This is a genomic window from Nocardioides aquiterrae (genome assembly GCF_039526625.1).
Lineage (GTDB): Bacteria > Actinomycetota > Actinomycetes > Propionibacteriales > Nocardioidaceae > Nocardioides > Nocardioides aquiterrae.
Genome location: NZ_BAAAJE010000002.1, coordinates 59,112 through 79,409 on the forward strand (window position 1 = coordinate 59,112; position 20,298 = coordinate 79,409).

The 20,298-nt window shown below is 72.2% G+C and carries 21 protein-coding genes; 9 read left to right on the top strand and 12 right to left on the bottom strand.

What is annotated here, in order from left to right; genetic code table 11:
- Positions 1 to 61: 61 nt before the first annotated feature.
- Together ABD086_RS02715 and ABD086_RS02720 are read left to right on the top strand one after the other, a co-directional pair.
- Positions 62 to 3,814: a multifunctional oxoglutarate decarboxylase/oxoglutarate dehydrogenase thiamine pyrophosphate-binding subunit/dihydrolipoyllysine-residue succinyltransferase subunit gene (locus ABD086_RS02715; protein WP_343905412.1), complete on the top strand. Its 3,753-nt coding sequence runs from the start codon at positions 62 to 64 to the stop codon at positions 3,812 to 3,814.
- A gap of 126 nt (positions 3,815 to 3,940) precedes the next feature.
- Positions 3,941 to 4,117, top strand: coding sequence for a DUF6104 family protein (locus tag ABD086_RS02720; protein WP_180936248.1), 177 nt, complete (start codon positions 3,941 to 3,943; stop codon positions 4,115 to 4,117).
- Between the two features lie 43 nt (positions 4,118 to 4,160).
- On the opposite strand, the gene ABD086_RS02725 is transcribed toward ABD086_RS02720, so the two are convergent.
- Complete coding sequence (locus tag ABD086_RS02725) at positions 4,161 to 4,715, bottom strand: TetR family transcriptional regulator (protein WP_343905414.1); 555 nt, start codon at positions 4,713 to 4,715, stop codon at positions 4,161 to 4,163.
- On the bottom strand, positions 4,708 to 6,981 hold the full coding sequence (locus ABD086_RS02730) for a sulfatase-like hydrolase/transferase (RefSeq protein WP_343905416.1): 2,274 nt from the start codon (positions 6,979 to 6,981) through the stop codon (positions 4,708 to 4,710). The genes ABD086_RS02725 and ABD086_RS02730 overlap by 8 nt, the downstream gene beginning before the upstream one ends.
- A 62-nt stretch (positions 6,982 to 7,043) precedes the next feature.
- Here ABD086_RS02730 and ABD086_RS02735 point away from each other — a divergent pair, with 62 nt between their 5' ends.
- Positions 7,044 to 7,688, top strand: coding sequence for an acetoacetate decarboxylase family protein (locus tag ABD086_RS02735; protein WP_343905417.1), 645 nt, complete (start codon positions 7,044 to 7,046; stop codon positions 7,686 to 7,688).
- Between the two features lies 1 nt (position 7,689).
- On the opposite strand, the gene ABD086_RS02740 is transcribed toward ABD086_RS02735, so the two are convergent.
- From ABD086_RS02740 to ABD086_RS02755, 4 genes are all read right to left on the bottom strand, one after another.
- Positions 7,690 to 8,214: a G5 domain-containing protein gene (locus ABD086_RS02740; RefSeq protein ID WP_343905418.1), complete on the bottom strand. Its 525-nt coding sequence runs from the start codon at positions 8,212 to 8,214 to the stop codon at positions 7,690 to 7,692.
- Positions 8,215 to 8,290: 76 nt separating this feature from the next.
- Entirely contained in the window at positions 8,291 to 8,515 is a 225-nt protein-coding gene (locus tag ABD086_RS02745) for a hypothetical protein (protein WP_343905420.1), read from the bottom strand.
- A 10-nt stretch (positions 8,516 to 8,525) separates the two neighbouring features.
- Positions 8,526 to 9,605 carry a fatty acid desaturase family protein gene (locus ABD086_RS02750; RefSeq protein WP_343905422.1) on the bottom strand — a complete coding sequence of 360 codons (1,080 nt, stop codon included), beginning with the start codon at positions 9,603 to 9,605 and terminating at the stop codon, positions 8,526 to 8,528.
- Positions 9,606 to 9,616: 11 nt separating this feature from the next.
- Complete coding sequence (locus tag ABD086_RS02755) at positions 9,617 to 10,684, bottom strand: ferredoxin reductase (RefSeq protein ID WP_343905424.1); 1,068 nt, start codon at positions 10,682 to 10,684, stop codon at positions 9,617 to 9,619.
- 141 nt (positions 10,685 to 10,825) lie between these two features.
- On the opposite strand from ABD086_RS02755, the gene ABD086_RS02760 reads away from it, so the two are divergent.
- On the top strand, positions 10,826 to 11,455 hold the full coding sequence (locus ABD086_RS02760; RefSeq protein WP_343905426.1) for a TetR family transcriptional regulator: 630 nt from the start codon (positions 10,826 to 10,828) through the stop codon (positions 11,453 to 11,455).
- Between the two features lie 64 nt (positions 11,456 to 11,519).
- On the opposite strand, the gene ABD086_RS02765 is transcribed toward ABD086_RS02760, so the two are convergent.
- From ABD086_RS02765 to ABD086_RS02780, 4 genes are all read right to left on the bottom strand, one after another.
- On the bottom strand, positions 11,520 to 12,191 hold the full coding sequence (locus ABD086_RS02765) for an SDR family oxidoreductase (protein ID WP_343905428.1): 672 nt from the start codon (positions 12,189 to 12,191) through the stop codon (positions 11,520 to 11,522).
- The gene (locus ABD086_RS02770) at positions 12,188 to 13,156 is read right to left on the bottom strand and encodes a zinc-binding dehydrogenase (RefSeq protein ID WP_343905429.1); all 969 of its coding nucleotides are present in this window, start codon (positions 13,154 to 13,156) and stop codon (positions 12,188 to 12,190) included. Before ABD086_RS02770 ends, ABD086_RS02765 begins: the two co-directional genes overlap by 4 nt.
- A gap of 9 nt (positions 13,157 to 13,165) precedes the next feature.
- Positions 13,166 to 14,341, bottom strand: coding sequence for an NAD(P)-dependent malic enzyme (locus ABD086_RS02775; RefSeq protein ID WP_343905431.1), 1,176 nt, complete (start codon positions 14,339 to 14,341; stop codon positions 13,166 to 13,168).
- 119 nt (positions 14,342 to 14,460) lie between these two features.
- Positions 14,461 to 14,820: a S24/S26 family peptidase gene (locus ABD086_RS02780; protein ID WP_343905432.1), complete on the bottom strand. Its 360-nt coding sequence runs from the start codon at positions 14,818 to 14,820 to the stop codon at positions 14,461 to 14,463.
- A gap of 53 nt (positions 14,821 to 14,873) precedes the next feature.
- On the opposite strand from ABD086_RS02780, the gene sodN reads away from it, so the two are divergent.
- From sodN to ABD086_RS02795, 3 genes are all read left to right on the top strand, one after another.
- On the top strand, positions 14,874 to 15,275 hold the full coding sequence (gene sodN, locus ABD086_RS02785) for a superoxide dismutase, Ni (protein WP_343905434.1): 402 nt from the start codon (positions 14,874 to 14,876) through the stop codon (positions 15,273 to 15,275).
- Between the two features lie 484 nt (positions 15,276 to 15,759).
- Complete coding sequence (locus tag ABD086_RS02790; RefSeq protein WP_343905435.1) at positions 15,760 to 16,188, top strand: ATP-binding protein; 429 nt, start codon at positions 15,760 to 15,762, stop codon at positions 16,186 to 16,188.
- Complete coding sequence (locus ABD086_RS02795) at positions 16,188 to 17,000, top strand: RNA polymerase sigma factor SigF (protein ID WP_343905437.1); 813 nt, start codon at positions 16,188 to 16,190, stop codon at positions 16,998 to 17,000. Before ABD086_RS02790 ends, ABD086_RS02795 begins: the two co-directional genes overlap by 1 nt.
- Here the strand turns inward: ABD086_RS02795 and ABD086_RS02800 are convergent.
- The gene (locus tag ABD086_RS02800) at positions 16,997 to 17,386 is read right to left on the bottom strand and encodes a hypothetical protein (RefSeq protein ID WP_343905439.1); all 390 of its coding nucleotides are present in this window, start codon (positions 17,384 to 17,386) and stop codon (positions 16,997 to 16,999) included. The two genes, ABD086_RS02795 and ABD086_RS02800, sit on opposite strands and share 4 nt — an antisense overlap.
- A 218-nt stretch (positions 17,387 to 17,604) precedes the next feature.
- Here ABD086_RS02800 and ABD086_RS02805 point away from each other — a divergent pair, with 218 nt between their 5' ends.
- The gene (locus ABD086_RS02805; RefSeq protein WP_343905441.1) at positions 17,605 to 17,856 is read left to right on the top strand and encodes a WhiB family transcriptional regulator; all 252 of its coding nucleotides are present in this window, start codon (positions 17,605 to 17,607) and stop codon (positions 17,854 to 17,856) included.
- Between the two features lie 7 nt (positions 17,857 to 17,863).
- Here ABD086_RS02805 and ABD086_RS02810 read toward each other — a convergent pair whose 3' ends face one another.
- Positions 17,864 to 19,339 (bottom strand): sensor histidine kinase, encoded by a 1,476-nt coding sequence (locus ABD086_RS02810; RefSeq protein WP_343905443.1) that lies wholly within the window; start codon positions 19,337 to 19,339, stop codon positions 17,864 to 17,866.
- 105 nt (positions 19,340 to 19,444) lie between these two features.
- Here ABD086_RS02810 and ABD086_RS02815 point away from each other — a divergent pair, with 105 nt between their 5' ends.
- Entirely contained in the window at positions 19,445 to 20,296 is an 852-nt protein-coding gene (locus ABD086_RS02815) for a DUF2785 domain-containing protein (protein ID WP_343905445.1), read from the top strand.
- Positions 20,297 to 20,298 lie beyond the last annotated feature (2 nt).

Genomic DNA, 20,298 nt, shown 5'->3' on the forward strand with positions numbered 1-20,298 from the left:
GGTCTAGCCTTGACGACTGAACTACTCCCCCGCGCACGTTCCGGAAGAGGCGAATCACACCGTGCCGCAGTCCCCAGGCAGTCAGTCCGACGTCCCCTCCGCCGACTTCGGCGCGAACGAGTGGCTCGTCGAGGAGATGTACGACCAGTACCAGCGGGATCCCGGCAGCGTGGACGCGACCTGGGCGGCGTACTTCAAGACCAACGGCAAGGCCTCCGGGACCAACGGTACGACGGGCACCGCCGCGCCCGCCCGGCCGGAGCAGAAGGCGGAGCCGAAGCCGGCCGAGAAGCCGGCGGAGAAGCCGGCCGCGAAGTCGACCGAGAAGCCCGCCGAGCACCGCGACCCGACCCCGACGCCGGCCCCGAAGGCCAAGCCCCGGCCCGAGACGAAGGCGGCCGAGCCCGCCAAGGGCACCTCGAACCCGGTGCCGAAGGAGTCCCGCCCGACCGCTCCGGCGGCGGTCAGCGACCAGCCGACGTACACCGTCCTCCGCGGCGCCCCGGCCCGCACGGCGGCCAACATGGACGCCTCGCTGGCGGTCCCGACCGCGACCTCGGTCCGCTCGGTGCCAGTCAAGCTGCTGTGGGACAACCGGACGGTCATCAACAACCACCTCGCCCGGGCGCGCGGCGGCAAGGTCTCCTTCACCCACCTGATCGGCTACGCGCTGATCAAGGCGCTCAAGGCGATGCCGGAGATGAACGTCGGCTTCGACGTCGTCGACGGCAAGCCGAACTTGATCACGCCCGCCCACATCAACCTCGGCCTCGCGATCGACGTGAAGAAGCCCGACGGCACCCGCCAGCTGCTGGTGCCGAGCATCAAGGGCGCCGAGACGATGGACTTCGCGGCGTTCTGGACGGCGTACGAGGAGATCGTGCGCAAGACCCGCGACAACAAGCTGACGATCGAGGACTTCCAGGGCACCACGATCTCGCTGACGAACCCGGGCGGCATCGGCACCGTCCACTCGGTCCCCCGCCTGATGAAGGGCCAGGGCGCGATCATCGGCGTCGGCGCGATGGAGTACCCGCCGGAGTGGCAGGGCGCGTCGGAGGACGCGATCGCCCGGAACGCGATCAGCAAGGTCATGACGCTGACCTCGACGTACGACCACCGGGTGATCCAGGGCGCCCAGTCGGGTGAGTTCCTCAAGCGGGTGCACCAGCTGCTGCTGGGCCAGGAGGAGTTCTACGACGAGATCTTCCGCTCGCTGCGGATCCCGTACGAGCCGATCCGCTGGGCCAAGGACATCTCGACGTCGCACGACGACGAGATCAGCAAGCAGGCCCGCATCCTCGAGCTGATCCACGCCTACCGGGTGCGCGGCCACATGATGGCCGACACCGACCCGCTGGAGTACCGCCAGCGCAGCCACCCCGACCTCGAGGTGGAGTCGCACGGGCTGACCCTGTGGGACCTCGACCGCGAGTTCGCCACCGGCTCGTTCGGCGGCGAGGGCCGGCGCTTCATGAAGCTGCGCCACATCCTCGGGATCCTGCGCGACTCGTACTGCCGCACCACCGGCATCGAGTACATGCACATCATGGATCCCGAGCAGCGCCGCTGGATCCAGGAGCGCGTCGAGCAGCCGCACACCAAGCCGCCCCGCGAGGAGCAGCTGCGGATCCTGCTGAAGCTCAACCAGGCCGAGGCGTTCGAGACGTTCCTGCAGACCAAGTTCGTCGGCCAGAAGCGCTTCTCGCTCGAGGGCGGGGAGACCACGATCCCGGTCATCGACGAGATCTGCGAGGCGGCCGCCGAGGCGGGCCTCGACGAGGTCACCATGGGCATGGCCCACCGCGGCCGGCTGAACGTGCTGGCGAACATCGTCGGCAAGAAGTACAGCCAGATCTTCCGCGAGTTCGAGGGCAACATCGACCCGCGCACGGTCCAGGGCTCCGGCGACGTGAAGTACCACCTGGGCGCCGAGGGCGAGTTCACCGCGGGCTCCGGCGCGCAGATCAAGGTGTCGGTCGCCGCGAACCCCTCGCACCTCGAGGCCGTCGACCCGGTGCTCGAGGGCATCGCCCGGGCCAAGCAGGACGTGCTCGACCGCGGCGGGGACTACCCCGTGCTGCCGCTGCTCGTGCACGGCGACGCCGCGTTCGCGGGCCAGGGCGTGGTCGCCGAGACCCTCAACCTGTCCCAGCTGCGGGGCTACCGCACCGGCGGCACGATCCACCTGGTCGTCAACAACCAGGTCGGGTTCACCACCTCCCCCGGCTCCTCGCGCTCGTCGCTGTACTGCACCGACGTCGCCCGCATGGTCCAGGCGCCGATCTTCCACGTGAACGGCGACGACCCCGAGGCGTGCATCCGCGTGGCACGGCTGGCGTTCGAGTACCGGCAGGCGTTCAAGAAGGACGTCGTCATCGACCTGGTCTGCTACCGCCGCCGCGGCCACAACGAGGGCGACGACCCGTCGTACACGCAGCCGCTGATGTACGACCTGATCGAGCAGAAGCGCTCGGTCCGCAAGCTCTACACCGAGTCCCTGATCGGCCGTGGCGACATCACGATCGAGGAGGCCGAGCAGGTCCTGCGCGACTACCAGCAGCAGCTCGAGCGGGTCTTCACCGAGGTGCGCGAGGCGAGCACCCAGCCCTCGGAGTGGACCACGGTGCCGGACTACCCGGAGAAGCCGAGCGGCGAGACCCGCACCGCGGTCCCCGCCGAGGTGATGAAGCGGATCGCCGACGCGTACGTCACCCCGCCGGACGGCTTCACCGTCCACCCGAAGGTGATGCCGCAGCTGCAGCGGCGCGCGGCCGCGATCGCGGAGGGCCCGATCGACTGGGGCACCGGCGAGATCCTCGCGTTCGGCTCGCTGCTGATGGAGGGCCGTCCGGTCCGCCTGGCCGGCCAGGACTCGCGCCGCGGCACCTTCGTGTCCCGCTTCGCGACGATCATCGACCGGGTCAACGCCGACGAGTGGACGCCGCTGGCCAACCTCACCGAGGACCAGGCCAAGTTCTACGTCTACGACTCGCTGCTGTCGGAGTACGCCGCGCTCGGCTTCGAGTACGGCTACTCGGTGGCCCGGCCGGAGGCGCTGGTGCTGTGGGAGGCGCAGTTCGGCGACTTCGTCAACGGCGCGCAGACGGTGATCGACGAGTTCATCACCTCCGGCGAGACCAAGTGGCGCCAGCAGTCCGGCGTCGTGCTGCTGCTGCCGCACGGCTACGAGGGCCAGGGCCCGGACCACTCCTCCGCCCGGATCGAGCGGTTCATGACGATGGCTGCCGACGACGCGTTCGTGATCGCGCAGCCGTCGACGCCCGCGTCGTACTTCCACCTGCTGCGCCAGCACTCGCTCGGCGAGGAGCACCGACCGCTCGTCGTCTTCACGCCGAAGTCGATGCTCAAGCGCAAGGAGGCGGCGTCGACGCCGGACGAGTTCACGTCGGGCACGTTCCAGCCGTTCCTCGGCGACGGCGAGGCCGACGCCGACCAGGTGGACACGCTGCTGCTGTGCTCGGGCCGCGTGACCTGGGACCTGATGGTGGAGCGGGCCAAGCGCGAGGACGCCGGCCGGTTCGCGATCGCCCGGGTCGAGCAGCTCTACCCGCGGCCCGAGGCCGAGATCCGCGACGAGATCGCGCGGTACCCGAAGCTCAAGGCCGTGCGCTGGGTCCAGGACGAGCCCGCCAACATGGGCGCGTGGCCGCACTACGCGCTCAACGTGTGGCCGCACGTCGACGCCCAGGTCGAGCTGGTCGGGCGCCAGGAGTCCTCCTCCCCCTCGGTCGGCACCGTCAAGCGGCACACCGAGGAGCAGAAGGACCTGATCGCGCGGGCGTTTGCCTGAGCGGTTCCGCTCCGAGGAACGAGGAGCGGGACCGAGGCCTCAGGCAGGTCGAGTAGGCGCACGAGCGAGCTTGCGAGCTCGTGACCGCCGTATCGAGACCCAGTGAGAGAAGGCAGGGCCTGACGTATGTACTTCACCGACCGCGGGATCGAGGAGCTCGAGAAGCGCCGGGGTGACGAGGAGGTCACCCTGGCCTGGCTCGCCGAGCGCCTGCAGGAGTTCACCGACACGCACCCCGAGTTCGAGACCGCCGTCGAGCGGTTCGCGACCTGGCTGGCCCGGCTGGACGACCCGGAGGACTGACGCGGCGCGGGTCGTCCGCCTCTGGCGCGTGAATACACCGCCCTCAGGCGGACGACCCGAGCGCGTCGAAGCCGCGGCCGACCAGATCCGGCAACGAACCGCCCCGGTCGACCCAGGAGGCGGTCGCGACGCGGAAGACCGCGATGCCAGCGGCCGCGAGCACGTCGGCGTCGGCCGCACCGCGCGCGGTGAGCGCCGACGCGAGCGCGTGCTCCCACGACGCGAAGGTGTCGAAGAGCCGGCCGCGCAGGACCGGGGACGTCGCCGCGGCCCGCTGGCGCAGCGCGATGCGCTCCCGGTCGCCGGCGAAGCCCTCGGCCAGGTGCAGCACCGCCGCGCGGACCACCGCGGAGCCGGTCCCGGACGCGGCGGCCACCACCGCCCGCAGCTCGCCCTGCCGCTCGAGCCGGCCCATGTCGAGGACCTCGTCCTTGGTGGCGAAGTAGCGGAAGAACGTGCGCGCCGAGACGCCCGCGTCGGCCGCGATCGCACCGACCGAGGTGGCGTCGTACCCCTCGGCCGCGAAGCGGCGCAGCGCCGCCTCCTCGAGCGCCCGGCGGGTATCGGCCTTGTGGCGCTCGCGCCTCCCCTCAGTCACTCGCCACGGCCGCCTTCAGGCTGGTGTCGTCCTGCGGCCGGGCGTCCGGGCGCCCGCTGCGGATCTCGACCCGGTCCAGCACGCCGGTGAACGGGAACGGCGGCCGGTAGTCGCGGCTGACGGGGATGCCGCGATCGCGGCCGACCAGCAGGCCGGCGCCGGCGGTGGAGAGGTTCGGGAAGAACACCAGCCCCGGGAGCGGGGCCTCCGCCACGTCCGCGCCGTCGACCGCGACCACCGCGCGGGCGGCGCGGCCCGGCTCGTAGCGGACCTCCAGCACGTGCGCGCCCGGCGACAGCGGGTCCGGCCCGGCCACCCGGACCGCTCCGTCGAGCAGGGCGAACGTGGCCGTCGGCCGGCCGTCGAGGAGGTAGCACGCCCAGCCGCCGTGCCGGTCGCCGAGCGCGGTGACGATGCCCTCGGCGCCACCGACCGGCACCTCGACGTACGCCGTCATCGTGAACCCGCCCAGGGCCGCGGGGAGTTGGCTCTCCTGCACCGGCCCGCCACCGGGGCGGTACGTCGCGGCGCCCGGCGGCGGGAACTCGCCCGGGTGCAGGTGCGCCATCGAGTCCGGGAACTCGAACAGCGGCAGCACGTTGTTGCGGCCCGCCTCGGCCCACCACAGGCCCTCGAGGCGGCGTACGACGTCGGGGTGCTCGTCGGCGACGTCCGTGGACTCGGAGAAGTCGTCGGCGAGCCGGAACAGCGACCACCGGTCGGTGTCGAAGTCGAAGCTGCCGACCAGGTGGTCGCGCTCCCCGAACTGGTTCGCGACGTGGTCGGTCACGGCCTTCCAGCCGTCGTGGTAGATCCCGCGTGAGCCCATCATCTCGAAGTACTGGAGCACGCGGTGCTCGGCGGCGTCCGGGTCGGTGAAGCTGTCCAGCATCGACGCGCCGTCGACCGGCTGCTGGGAGACGCCGTCCACCGTCTCGGGCGCCTCGACGCCGGCGGCCTCGAGCACGGTCGCGTAGAGGTCGACCGCGTGGCAGAACTGTGGCCGCACTCCCCCGGGCCCCGCGAGCCGGTCCCCCCAGCGCACCACCAGCGGCGTCCGCACGCCGCCGAGCCAGGCGTACCGCTTCCAGAGCCGCAGCGGCGCGTTGCCCGCCCAGGCCCAGCCCCACGGGTAGTGGTTGTTCGCGTCCGGGCCGCCGATGTCGTCGAGGTGTGCCAGCGCCTCGTCGACGCCCTCGGTCATCCCGAGCCAGCCGGCGGCCTCGTTGAGGGTGCCGGTCGGACCGCCCTCGGCGCTGGCGCCGTTGTCGGAGAGGACCATCACCAGCGTGTCGTCGGCGACGCCCTGCTCGTCGAGGAAGTCGAACAGCCGGCCCAGGTGGTGGTCGGTGTGCGTGACGAAGCCCGCGAACACCTCCATGTAGCGCGCGAACAGCCGGCGCTCGTCGTCCGAGAGGGTCGCCCAGTCCGGCACCCACGGCGGCCGCTCGGTGAGCACCGTTCCGGGCGGCACGACGCCCTCGGCGACCTGCCGCTCGAACGCCCGCCGCCGCCACTCCTCCCAGCCGTCGTCGAACCGGCCGCGGTACGGCGCGACCCACTCCTCGGTCACCTGGTGCGGCGCGTGCGCGGCGCCGGTGGCGAGGTAGCAGAAGAACGGCTTGCGGGCCGCGGCCTGCTGCTGGTCGCGGATCATCCGGATCGCCTGGTCGACCAGGTCCTCGGTCAGGTGGTAGCCCTCCTCCGGGGAGGACGGCGGCTCGACGTGCGTGTTGTCCCGGACCAGCTCCGGGGCCCAGTGGTTGGTCTCCGCGCCGAGGAAGCCGTAGTAGCGCTCGAAGCCCAGCCCGAGCGGCCAGCGGTCGAACGGGCCGGCCGCCGAGTACTCGCCCTTCGGCGTCAGGTGCCACTTCCCGACCGCCATCGTGTTGTAGCCGTGCTCGCGCAGCACCCGCGCCAGGGTGGCCGCGCTGGGCGGGATCCGGCCGTGGTAGCCGGGAAACCCGAGCGCGGCCTCCTGGGTGACGCCCATGCCCACGGCGTGGTGGTTGCGCCCGGTCAGCAGCGCGGCGCGGGTCGCCGAGCAGACGGCGGTCACGTGGAAACGGTTGTAGCGAAGGCCCTGGGCCGCGACGCGGTCGATGTTCGGCGTCCGGAAGCCGGCGCCGAAGCAGCCCAGCTGGGCGAAGCCGATGTCGTCGAGCACCACCATGAGCACGTTCGGGGCGTCCGGCCCAGGCGCCGGGTACGGCACGAAGCGCGGCTCGGACGTGGCGACGCGGGTGGTGAGGCGCTGGGTCTGCACGGCGCGATTCTGTCACTCGACTGACACTTTCGCCACGGCCGGTGGTCGGGCAGGATGCCGTCATGACCATCGAGTGGGTGTCCTCCCGCGACGCCGAGGTGACCTACCCGGCGGCGCCCTGGGCCATGGTGGGCCAGCTGTGGCTGTCGCTGTTCCACCTGGGCGAGCCGATCGACGACCTGCGGCCCGCGGGCGTGTACGGCGCGGCGTTCGTCAGCTACGAGCCGGGGTCGCCGCTCACGTACTCGGAGCTGCTGGTCGCCCGCCCGGTCCCCGTGGCCGGGACGCGGAGCCGGCGGGTGAGCATCACCGACATCTGGGTCGACTCCCCGGCATCGGTCGCGGGCGGCCGCGAGCTGTGGGCGATCCCGAAGGGGCTCTGCGACTTCGAGCTCGAGTCGGAGCGGCGCGGGCCGCTCACCACCACGGACTGGTCGGCCACCTTCGGTCGCCGGCCGATCGCGGCGGCGACGTTCACCGACGTCTCGAAGGCGATGGTGCGCCTCCCGTTCAAGGGCAGCACCTGGCAGCCCGGGATCGAGGACACCGACGGCGAGGAGCGCGGCGCGGTCCTGCAGGGGTCGTCGAAGGCACTGCCCTGCCGGGGCCGCTGGGACTTCGCCGCCGACGGCCCGCTCGGGTGGCTACGGCCCGCGCGGCAGCTGGCGTCGTTCCGGATGGCCGACTTCCGGATGTCGTTCGGCTGACCTAGTCGCAGCCCCAGCCGTCGCCGTCGGCGTCCAGGCCGTACAGGTCGCGGCCGACCACGCGGACCGGGCCGGCGACGTACTTCGGCCCGTCCCCGCTGCCGCCCTTGCAGTCCACGTCACTGGCGACCGGGACGCAGGCGCCGGTGTAGTTGGAGTCGCAGCGCGGCGTGTAGGGCCGCAGCGTGCCGACCAGCACGAGCCGCGGCACCGGCTTGCGGACCACCTCGGCACGGACCCGCTTCCGGGCCGTGGTGACGCCGTCCTTCGTGGTCACCCGCCAGGTGACGACGCGGACGCCGGGCCGTCCGGGACGCATGACCCGGTGGTCGCCCTGACGGAGCGCGGACGTCGCGCGGGTCTCGACCCGGAACGGGATCGCCTGTCGCTCGTGGACGGTGCGGGTGTGCACGCCGCGCTGCGCCCGGTGCGCGGCCGGGTGGGCTCGGGGCGCGGCCGGGTCCTCGGCGCACCCGCCGAGGGCCAGAGCGGCCGCACAGACGACCGCCAGCAGCACCGATCGCATCGCCGCGGACGCTAGTCCCGGCGCGGCGCACCGGGAGCGGAACGGCGAAAGCCGCGCCGGTGGACTGCACCGGCGGCTACTCGTCGGCCGGCGGGCGCTCCGGCGCGTGCTCCGCGGCCGCGCGGCGGGCGGAGTCCCGGATCTCGAAGACCTCGGTGGCGAACCCGCCGACGGCGCCCGCGACGTCCCGGACGGCGCCGGTCAGGATCGTGGCCAGCTGCCCGACCATCCCGGCGGCCGCCTCGACCGTGTCCTGCACGGCGTCCTTGCGGATCTCGGCCCGGCTGAGGTGGTCCTTCATGGGGCCATCCTCAGGCGGCGACCGGCTCGGCCACAACCGGGTCCTCGGTCCGCGGACGCGACGGCAGCGCCAGCCGGACGATCTTGCGCGCCACGCTGCCGAGCTGCTTGCGCAGCGGGCCGGTGTGGTACGGCAGGCCGTACCGCTCGCAGATGTCGCGCACCTCCTCGGCGATCTCCGGGTACCGACGCGCCGGCAGGTCCGGGAACAGGTGGTGCTCGATCTGGTGCGAGAGGTTGCCGGTCATCACGTGGAAGAGCTTCCCGCCCGTGATGTTCGCGGAGCCGAGCAGCTGCCGGTAGTACCACTGGCCGCGGCTCTCGTCCTCGCACTCCTCCTGGCTGAACGTCGCGACGCCGGCCGGGAAGTGGCCGCAGAAGATGATGTTGAACGCCCAGATGTTGCGGACCAGGTTGGCGGTCGCGTTCCCTGCGAGCGTGAGCGGGAAGAGCGGGCCGGTGAGCGCCGGGAACAGCACGTAGTCCTTGAGCGCCTGGCGCTTCACCTTCCGCATGATCCCGGCGTGCAGCGCCTTGTTCTCCGACATCTTCCGGCGGCCCGCGACGATGTTCTCGACCTCGAGGTCGTGCATGGCCACGCCCCACTCGAAGAAGATCATCAGCAGGAACGCGTACAACGGGTTGCCGAGATAGTACGGGTGCCACGGCTGGTCCTCGTCCATGCGCAGGATGCCGTAGCCGATGTCCCGGTCCTTGCCGAGGATGTTCGTGTAGGTGTGGTGGATGTAGTTGTGGCTGTACTTCCACTGCTCGGACGGGCAGACGTTGTCCCACTCGTACATCCGCGAGCTGAGGGCGGGGTCGCCCATCCAGTCGTACTGCCCGTGCATGACGTTGTGGCCGATCTCCATGTTGTCGAGGATCTTGGAGACCGACAGCGCGGCGACCGCGAGCGGCCAGGCCGGCGGCAGGTAGAACAGCGCGCGGCCCGCGACCTCGAAGTTGTTCTTCGTCCGCACGACCTTGCGGATGTACGCCGCGTCGTCCTCGCCGAGGTCGTCGAGGATGCGGCGGCGGACGGCGTCGAGCTCCTCGCCGAACGCCTCGAGCTGGTCCTGGGTGAGCTTCATGGTGGCTCCCTTCACAGGTCGACGACGCAGTCGCCGACGGGGGCGTTGACACAGATCTGGATGTCCTCGTCGGGCAGCGTGGACTCGACGCCGGTGACGACGTTGCGCACGGTGCCCTCGGACTTGCGGGTGGTGCAGGACTTGCAGATGCCCATCCGGCAGCCGGAGTCGGGCTTCAGCCCGAGCGCCTCGGCCTGCTCGAGCAGCGTGGCCCCGGTGTTCTCCGTGGTGCGGCCGTCCCGGGCGAACGTCACCGCGCCGCTGGTGCCGCTCGTGGAGACGCGCGGCGGACGGAAGTACTCGACACGGAGCGAGTCCGCGCCGTCGTACGCCGCCTGCACGGCCTCGACCATCGGCGCCGGCCCGCACGCCCAGGTGGGCACGTCGCGGTAGCCGGGCACCAGGCGCTCGAGGAACGCCGGCGACAGGTTCGGGTCGCCGAGCTCGGGGTGCAGCAGGTGCACGTCGGTGCCGTGGCCGGAGCGCCGGATCTCGTCGAGCTCGGCCGCGAAGATCTGGTGGTCCGGGCTCTGCGCGTAGTGCAGGAAGGTGATCCGGCCGCGGTGGGTGCGGCGGTGCAGCGTGCGCAGCATCGACATCACCGGCGTGATCCCGGAGCCGCCGCTGACCATCAGCACGTGCTGCGGCACGGCGTCGGGGAGCACGAAGTCCCCCTCGGCCTGGGCCAGGTGCACCATCGTGCCGGGCTTCGCCCGCTCGACGAGGAAGCGCGAGACGACGCCCGTCGGGTTCGCGCGCAGGGTGATCGTGAAGCGGTCGCCCGGGCCGGACTCGGGGCTGGAGACCGAGAACACCCGCGTCGTACGGCGGGCGCCGTCGACCTCGACGCCGACCTGGACGTGCTGGCCGGCGCGGTGGCCGCGCCAGGTGGAGGTGGGCTGCAGCGTGATCGTCGCGACCGGCGGGTGGCCGGGGACGTCGACCTCGCGGTGGACCGAGACGATCCGCGCGCGCACCTCGTGCGCCGCCCACATCGGGTTGATCTGCTCGAGGTAGCGGTCGACGCCGTGCGGCGAGGTGAGCGCCGCGACCGCTCGGGACCGGAGGATCCGGTTCATGTCCGCTCCTGACTGTTGAGTGAACATACGTACACTGAAAGTGTCGCGGCGTACCGGGAGTACGGTCAAGGGCGGGACGCGGTGATGCCCGCCACGCCCGCTGGTTGCGGAGCACATTCGTGCACCCGGGTCTAGCCTGAGATGGTGGCCGAGCCGATCTCGCGCGTGCAGCGCAAGGAGCGCACCCGGCGGGCGATCCTGGACGCCGCGCTGGAGCTCTCCGACGAGAGCACGCTCGCGGCGATCTCGCTGCGCCAGGTCGCCAAGCAGGTGGGGATCGTCCCGACGGCCTTCTACCGGCACTTCGACTCGATCGAGGCGCTCGGGCTGGCGCTGGTCGACGAGGCGTTCGCGTCGCTGCGCACGATGATCCGGGAGATCCGGCGCGGCGACCCCGCCCTGGCCGACATCGTGGACCGCTCGGTCGGCGTGCTGGTCGACCACGTCCACGAGCAGCGCGCGCACTTCCTGTTCATCGCCCGCGAGCGCGCCGCCGGCCCGCCCGGCGTGCGCGACGCGATCCGGCACCAGATCGAGCTCTTCGAGCGCGAGCTCGCCACCGACCTGGCCCGGCTGCCCGGCACCGACTCCTGGTCCGCCGAGGACCTGCGGGTGCTCTCGAACCTGATCGTCACCGCGATGGTCGCGACGGCCGAGTCGATCCTCAGCGCCGCCGGCCGGCCCGACGTCGAGAAGCAGCTCGTCGAGCAGGCCCGCACCCAGCTCCGGATGGTCCTGGTCGGCGCCCTGAACTGGCAGTCGAAGCCCTGACCCTGCGGTAGTCCCTGACGAAAATGCTGTCCGCCGGGCAATCCGACGACACTTTCGTCAGGGACTATCCCCCCGGACGGACGGTGAGGTCGGTGATGGTCGCGTCGCGGGGCAGGTCGAGGACGTGGAGGATCGCGTCGGCGACGGTCTCGGGGCGGGTCCAGGCGTCGGGGTCGTAGTCCTTGCCCTCCTGGCGGTGCACCTCCTGCTGCATCGGGGTCGCGGTGCGGCCCGGGTAGACCGTCGTGACGCGCAGGCGCGGCTCCTCGCCGCGCAGCGCGTCGGCGAGCGCGCGCAGGCCGTGCTTGGACGCGGCGTAGGCGGACCAGCCGGGGTGGGCGGTGAGGCCGGCTCCGGAGTTCACGAAGACGACGGTGCCGCGCGCGGCCCGCAGGGCGGGCAGCGCCACCCGCGTCAGGGCGGCGGGCGCGACCAGGTTGACCTGGAGCTGCGACACCCAGGCGTCGGTCGACAGCTCCGCGACCGGGCCGAGCTCGACCACACCGGCCGCGTGCACGACCGAGTCGAGCTCGTCCGGCAGGACCAGCGACTCCACCGACTCCGGCCGGGCGAGGTCGGCGACCTGGACGTCCGCGCCGTCGTACGCCGCCCGCAGCTCCGCGGCGCGCTCCTCCGAGCGGGCCAGCAGCAGCAGGGCGTCGCCGCGGTCGAGGAGCCGGCGCGCGACGACCGCCCCGATGCCCGAGCCCGCGCCGGTGACGAGGTGGCTGCTCATCGCGTGAAGACGATCTTGCCGAACTGGTCACCGTCGAGCATGGCCGCGAACCCGTCCCGCGCCGACTCCATCGGCAGCGTCCGGTCGATCAGCGGCCGGACGCCGGTCGCGTCGAGCATCGCCACCAGCGAGGCGAGCTCGTCCCGGGTGCCCATCGTCGAGCCGACCACGCTGAGCTGGAGGAAGAAGATGCGGGTCAGCTCGGCGTCGTCGAGGTCCGGTCCGGACGTCGTGCCGGACGTGACGATCCGCCCACCCGGCCGCAGCGAGCGGATCGAGTGCGACCACGTGGCCTTCCCGACGGTCTCCATCACCGCGTCGACCTTCATCGGCAGCCGGGCACCGGACTCGAACACCTCGTGCGCGCCGATCTCCAGGGCGCGCGTGCGCTTGGCCTCGTCCCGGCTGGTGGCGACCACCCGCAGGCCGGCGGCCCGCGCGAGCACGATCACCGCGGTCGCGACGCCGCCGCCGGCACCCTGCACCAGCACGGTCTCGCCGGCGCGGAGCCCGCCGCGGGTGAACAGCATCCGGTACGCCGTGAGCCAGGCGGTCGGGAGGCACGCCGCCTCCTCGAACGAGAGCGACGCGGGCTTGGGGACCACGTTGCGGCGCGGTACGGCGACCCGGTCCGCGAACGTGCCCTGGTAGCGCTCCGAGAGCAGCGACCGCTTCGGGTCGAAGGTCTCGTCACCGGTCCACGACGGGTCGCTGATCACCGCGTGCACGACGACCTCGTTGCCGTCCTCGTCGTACCCGGCCGCGTCGCAGCCGAGGATCATCGGCAGCGCCTCCTCGCGAAGGCCCACGCCGCGCAGCGAGAACAGGTCGTGGTGGTTGAGGGACGCGGCCTTGACCGTGACGGTGGTCCACCCGTCCGGGACCTCCGGCTCCGGTCGCTCCCCCACCTGCAGGGCGGAGAGCGGGTCGTCCTTCGAGAACTTGTCGGCGTAGACAGCGAACATTCCTCGAACCTACCGGCGAGCCACACCGTCCCGCCGTGCGGCGTTCGCCACAGCCGTCGCGACCGCGGGCCCCACACGGGGGTCGAACGGCGAGGGGATGACGTACTCCTCGGCCAGGTCGTCGCCGACCAGGTCGGCGAGCGCCTGCGCCGCGGCGAGCTTCATGCCCTCGGTGATGGCGGTCGCGTGCACGTCGAACGCCCCCCGGAAGATGCCGGGGAACGCGAGCACGTTGTTGATCTGGTTCGGGAAGTCGGAGCGACCGGTCGCGACCACCCGCGCGTGCCGGTGCGCGACGTCGGGATGCACCTCGGGGGTCGGGTTGGCCATCGCGAAGATGATGGCGTCGGGCGCCATCCGCGCGACGTCCTCCTCCGGAACGGTCCCGCCGGAGACGCCGAGGTAGGCGTCCGCGCCGTCGAGCGCCTCGGCGAGGCTCCCGGTGCGGCCGGTCTTGTCGGCGGTCATCTCGGCCAGCTCGCGCTTGACCGGGGTCAGGTCGCTGCGGCCGGAGTGGACCACGCCCTTGCGGTCGGTCACCGCGAGGTCGGTGATGCCGGCCTCCAGCAGGATCTTGGCGATCGCGACGCCCGCGGCGCCCGCGCCCGAGATCACGACCCGGGTGGTGGCGGCCTGCCGGCCGGTGAGCGCGAGCGCGTTCCGCAGGGCGGCGAGGGCGACCACCGCGGTCCCGTGCTGGTCGTCGTGGAAGACCGGGATGTCCAGCAGCGCCTTGAGCCGGTTCTCGATCTCGAAGCAGCGCGGCGCGGAGATGTCCTCGAGGTTGATGCCGCCGAAGCTCGGCGCGAGCCGCGCGACGGTCTCGATGATCTCCTCGACGTCGGTGGTGTCGAGGCAGATCGGGACGGCGTCGACGTTCCCGAACTGCTTGAACAGCACGGCCTTGCCCTCCATCACCGGCATCGCGGCGGCCGGCCCGATGTCCCCCAGCCCGAGCACCGCGGTGCCGTCGCTGACGACCGCGACGGTGTTGGGCACCCAGGTGTAGTGCTGGGTCAGGGACGGGTCACCGGCGATCGCCTCGCAGACCCGGGCGACGCCCGGGGTGTAGGCCAGCGACAGGTCGTCGCGGCCGGCGAGCGGCACCGTCGAGCGGACCTCCATCTTCCCTCCGACGTGGAGGTCGAAGACGGGGTCACCGGCGTGCGGGTGCGGAGCAGACATGGGAACGCTTTCCATCGAGGCGTGCAGTCGTTCGAGGGAGGCCGGGCTCGACGCGCGAGGGGTGGTGCGCGGAACCGTCGGACCTCAGGGGTTCTCCCACCCCGCAGTCTCCCACAGGGTCAGAGCCGGCGGGGCCGTGGCCAGATCCTGGCCACGGTGAGGGCGATCACGTCGCGCTCGGGCACCACGCCCCGGTGCCGCGAGTCCACGCCCTCGGCGGGGTTGTCCGACAGCAGCCACCAGCCCGGCTCGCCGGTGCGCGTCGTACGCCGCTCCGCCGCGCGCTTCACCGACACCGTGCCGTCGGCGAGCCGGGCGACCACGAGGTCGCCCTCGCGGACCGGCCGGCGGTACGACACCAGCAGGCGGTCCCCGGGACGCAGCGTCGGCAGCATCGAGCGCCCGCGGACGACGGCGATTCCCCAGGGCAGGACGGTGTCTCCCGGGGTGGGACGGGTACCTCGTGGGTGCGGCGGCACGCGGAGTAGTGTCGCAGCGACACCCCTGGACATCCGAAGACGAGAGGACCCGCATGTTCGCGCGACTGTTCGCCCCCACCCTCGAGGTTTCCGCCCACTGCGACCTTCCCTGCGGTGTCTACGACCCCGCGCAGGCCCGGATCGAGGCGGAGTCGATCAAGGCCATCATCGCCAAGGTCGCCGACAACGACGACCCGGACTTCCGCACCCGCGCGATCCTGATCAAGGAGCAGCGCTCGGAGCTCGTGAAGCACCACCTGTGGGTGCTGTGGACCGACTACTTCAAGCCGCCGCACTTCGAGAAGTACCCGCAGCTGCACACGCTGTTCAACGAGGCCACCAAGCTCGCCGGCGCCTCCGGCACCAAGGGCGAGCTCGACGCCGGCAAGGCCGACGAGCTGCTCGCGAAGATCGACGAGATCGCCGAGATCTTCTGGGAGACCAAGAAGGCTTGAGCGAAGCGAAAGCCTTCGCCGTCTCAAGCGCGACTGAGCGAAGCGAAGTCGCGACCGCTCACGGTGACCACAAGGAACGTCGAAGGAAAGCCTGAGCCCGCGAAGGCTCTCCGCTCCTGAAGCCCGACCGAGGCGGCCTCCGGCCGCTGGATAAGGCCTTCGACGTCTCAAGCGCGACTGAGCGCAGCGAAGTCGCGACCGCTCACGGTGACCACAAGGAACGTCGAAGGAAAGCCTGAGCCTGCGAAGGCTCTCCGCTCCTGAAGCCCGACCGAGGCGGCAGGAGCCGAGCGTTCACGGTGACCACGCACAACGGCCCGCTGGTGATCCAGCGGGCCGTTGTCGTGCCCGGCCAGGACCCCGCCACCGTTTGGCCCGCACGGGTCGGAGGGTACGGCCACGGGACAGGCCGGTCCCCGCTACTGTTCGCGCAGGGACGCAGGGCTACTCCCACCACACGACCACCGGCCCGGAGGACGACGACATGGCTTCGATCGGCGCAACGACGGCGACGACCGGGCGGCCGGAGCGACGGGCGGACGTCGAGCTGCGGCTCCCCGCCGACAGCGCGTTCGCGTCGGTCCTGCGGACCACCACGGCCGGGCTCGCCGCCCGCCTGGACTTCCCGATCGACGACATCGAGGACCTGCGGATCGCCGTCGGCGAGGCCAGCGCGATGGTGCTCCCGGAGGCCGCGCCCGGCTCCGACCTCACCTGCCGGTTCTACATGGCCCCCGCTGAGCTCACCGTCACCGTCGCGGTCGGCGTCGACGGCGCCGTGTCGCCCGACTACGACAGCTTCGCCTGGCAGGTGCTCACCACCCTCGCCTCGCACGCCTCGGCCGAGACCTCCGACGGCGCCTTCTCGATCACGCTCACCATGGAGTCGGGGCACCCCGAGATCGGGAACTGATGGCGGCCACCACTGGCTGGGACGAGCCGGGGCCCGATGCCCCGACCGGCGTCGAGGTCACCCGTCGACGCAGCGCCGAGCTGTTCGTCGTGCTCCGCGCCGAGGACCGCTCGTCCGCCGAGCGGGACGGCGCCCGCGACGCGCTGGTGCACCTGCACCTGCCGCTGGTCGAGCACTGCGCGCGCCGGTTCCGCAATCGCGGGGAGCCGCTCGAGGACCTGGTGCAGGTCGGCACCATCGGCCTGATCAAGTCCATCGACCGGTTCGACTCCGACCGCGGCGTGGAGTTCTCGACCTACGCGACCCCGACGATCATCGGCGAGATCAAGCGGTACTTCCGCGACAAGGGCTGGGCGATCCGGGTGCCGCGGCGGCTCCAGGAGCTGCGCATGCAGATCGGCGCCGCGACGGCGGAGCTGACCCAGAGCCTGGGTCGCTCCCCCACGCCGCGCGAGCTCGCCGAGGCGATCGGCTGCACGGTCGAGGAGATCGTCGAGGGCATCGAGTCCAGCAACGCCTACTCCACGCTGTCGCTGGACGCCAGCGACGACAGCGACGACGGCGCCGCCACCATGCTCGACGCGATCGGCGTGGACGACGAAGGCCTCGAGCACGTCGAGATCCGCGAGTCGATCAAGCCGCTGCTCGACCGGCTGGAACCGCGCGAGAAGAAGATCCTGCTGCTCCGGTTCTTCAAGAACATGACCCAGTCGCAGATCGCCGAGGAGATCGGGGTCTCCCAGATGCACGTCTCCCGGCTGCTCAACCGCACCCTGGAGCAGCTGCGCACCTCGCTGGAGGAGCAGGGCTAGCCCTGGTCGTGCTCCCCGAGCGCGTCGATGCTGCTCGGCAGCAGGATGCCCACGAGGACGACGAGCGCGACGACCGCCAGCGCGACCGCGACCGCGGTGGTCTCCCCGCCGCGGAAGCTCCAGGCCACGCCGAGCTGGATCAGCTGGGCCAGCACGATCGGGCTGCGGGCCCAGGACCGGCCGCGGGTGACGGCCCAGGCGGCCGCGAGCAGCAGCAGGCCGTACGCGGCGAAGAACAGCGCGGTGGTCAGCGCGACCGCGGCCCGGTCCGCGGAGAAGCTGGCCAGCTCCAGGACGGCGTACCCCAGCAGGAGGAGGCCCTCCACGGCCACGAGGGAGGCGGCCACGAGCAGCGGGGCGGGGTTGGACCGGGTGCGTACGCTCACGGGAGCAGCCTAGGAGGGCGGCGCCCGGCCTCGGAGCCGGGTGTGACGGCTGTGACCGAGGGAACCACCTCGAGGGGTTGTTTAACGGTCCAAGACTTGCCAGTCTTGGGGGACGCGTTCGTGAATGCGTTCACATCGGTGTGCCCGTCGGCGCTTCTCGTCGGCCTTGTCCGCCCTGACGTGCACGTAGACCTTGAGGAAAGAGGGATCCCCCAGCCATGGATTGGCGCCACCGTTCCGCCTGCCTCGACGAGGACCCGGAACTGTTCTTCCCGATCGGCAACACCGGTCCGGCCATCCTCCAGATCGAGGAGGCCAAGCAGGTGTGCCGACGCTGCGAGGTGCGCGAGCAGTGCCTCGCGTGGGCGCTCGAGGCTGGCCAGGACCACGGCGTGTGGGGTGGTCTGAGCGAGGACGAGCGCCGCGCGCTCAAGCGCCGCAGCTCCCGCTCCCGCGTCCGGACGGCCTGATCCGGGGCTACTCCACCGGTACGTCGAGCGCCGCCCGCGTGCCCGTCCCTCCGGGGCGGGGACCGAGCTCCAGCTGACCGCCGAGCTCGGACTCCACGAGCGTCCGCACGATCGACAGCCCGAGGTTGGTCGAGCCGTCCAGGTCGAACCCCTCCGGCAGGCCCCGCCCGTCGTCGTCGACCGTGACGTGCAGCCGCCCGACCAACCGCCGCGCGGTGATCACGATCTCCCCGGCGACCTCCGGCGCGTCCGCGTCGTACCCGTGCTCGACGGCGTTCTGGAGGACCTCGGTCAGCACCATCGCCAGCGCGGTCGCCGCCTCGGACGGCAGCACCCCGAAGCTGCCCTGGCGGCGCACGCGGACCCGGCTGCCGACCGCGCTCACCTCGGTCACCATCCGGCCCAGCGGGTCGACGACCTCGTCGAAGTCGACCCGCTCCTCCACCGCCTGGCTGAGGATCTCGTGCACGATCGCGATCGACCCCACCCGGCGGACCGCCTCCTCCAGCGCCAGCCGCGCGGACTCGGAGTCCATCCGCCGCGCCTGGAGGCGCAGCAGCGCGGCGACCGTCTGCAGGTTGTTCTTCACCCGGTGGTGGATCTCGCGGATCGTGGCGTCCTTGGTGACCAGCTCCCGGTCCCGCCGGCGCAGGTCGGTCACGTCGCGGACCAGGACCAGCGCGCCGATGTGGTCGCCCTGCGGCCGCAGCGGGATGGACCGGACGATCAGGGAGACCCCGTCGGTGCCGAACTCGGTGTCCCGGTGCACCCGGCCGCCGAGCACCGCGCTCAGCGTCTCCTCGTCGGGGCGGCGCTTGGGCGGGACCAGCGCGCGCGTGGTGTCGGCCAGCGACAGCCCGGTGAGGTCGCCGGAGAGCCCGAGCCGGCGGAACACCGAGAGCGCGTTCGGGCTCGCGTAGGCCACCTTCCCGGCCGCGTCCACGCGCAGGAAGCCGTCGCCCACCCGCGGTGAGTCGGCGTGGTCGCTGCGCTGCCCGGCCGCGGGGAAGTGCCCGTGCGCGATCATCTGCGTCAGGTCGGCGGCGGTCTGGAGGTAGGACAGCTCCAGCCGGCTGGGGGTGCGGACGCCGAGCAGGTTGGTGTTCCGTGCGACCACGGCGATGACCCGCCCCGCCCGCCGCACCGGGATGGTCTCCACGCGCACGGGCACGTCGTCGCGCCACTCCGGGTCGCCCTCGCGCACCAGCCGCCCCTGCGCGTACGCGGCGTCGATCAGCGGCCGCCGGCCGACCGGGACGAACGTGCCGATCACGTCGTCGACGTACGCCGTCGGCCCGGTCGTGGGGCGCATCTGCCCGGCCGCCCAGAAGCCCTTCCCCTCCCGGTCCGGCAGCCAGAGCACCAGGTCGGCGAACGACAGGTCCGCGATGATCTGCCAGTCGGCCTGGAGCAGCTGGAGCCACGCGACGTCGTCGGCGTCGAGGTCGGTGTGGCTGCGCACCAGGTCGGTGAGGGACGGCACGGGCGCAAGCGTAGGCGCCCCCGTGCGGCCCACCCCTGGGGGTGGACCCCCCCTGGGGGTGGACCCCCCCTGGACGTCTGGACCACCTCTGCGAAGATGGCTCCCATGTCGGGGTCGTACTGGAAGCAGGTGCAGGCAACCGGCCTCGCGGTCCCCCGGGATCGGCCCCTGGACGACCTCACCGCCGAGCTGACGCGGATGCTCGGCGACCCCGATCCGGCGCTGCGCGACGGTACGGCGTACCCGACCCTGACCACCTGGGTCGACCGCGGCGTGTACGACGACCTGCTCGGCGGCCTCGGCGACGGGATGGCGGTCGGGCTGAGCGTCGGGCTCGGGGAGACCGGCACCGACACCGTCTTCCGGCGCAGCTTCTCCGCGCTGGTGCTCGGCGAGTGCATCGCCCGCGACAACCAGCGGCCGCTGCTCCCCGGCGGCAAGATCCTCGAGTGGGGCGACCGGGTCGCCGCGTGGTTGCTGCGCGAGCGCGACCTGCGCGCGTTCGTCCCCGGCAAGGGCTGGGCGCACGCCATCGCGCACGGCGCCGACACGCTCGCGACGCTCGCCAACTCCCCGCACCTCGCGCAGCCCGAGCTGACCGTGGTCCTCGACGTGATCGCGGACCGGGTGCTGCTCCCGGTCGACCGCCTGTTCACCAGCGGCGAGCCGGACCGGCTGGCGTTCGCGACCATGAACGTGCTGCGGCGCAACGTCGTCCCGCTGCGGGTCCTCGAGCCGTGGATCCGCCGGCTCTCGGCGGCCGCGGGCACGCGCGCGTCGTACGACGGGCGCGACCCGTACCTGCTCGGCGGCAACGCGGAGGCCTTCCTGCGGGCGCTCTACCTGCAGCTCGCGATGGGCTCGCGACCGCCCCAGGTGCGGTCCGACCTGCTGCTGGTCGTGGTCGACGCGCTGAAGGCGACGAACTCGGCGTTCCTCTCCGCTACGGGTGAGTAACC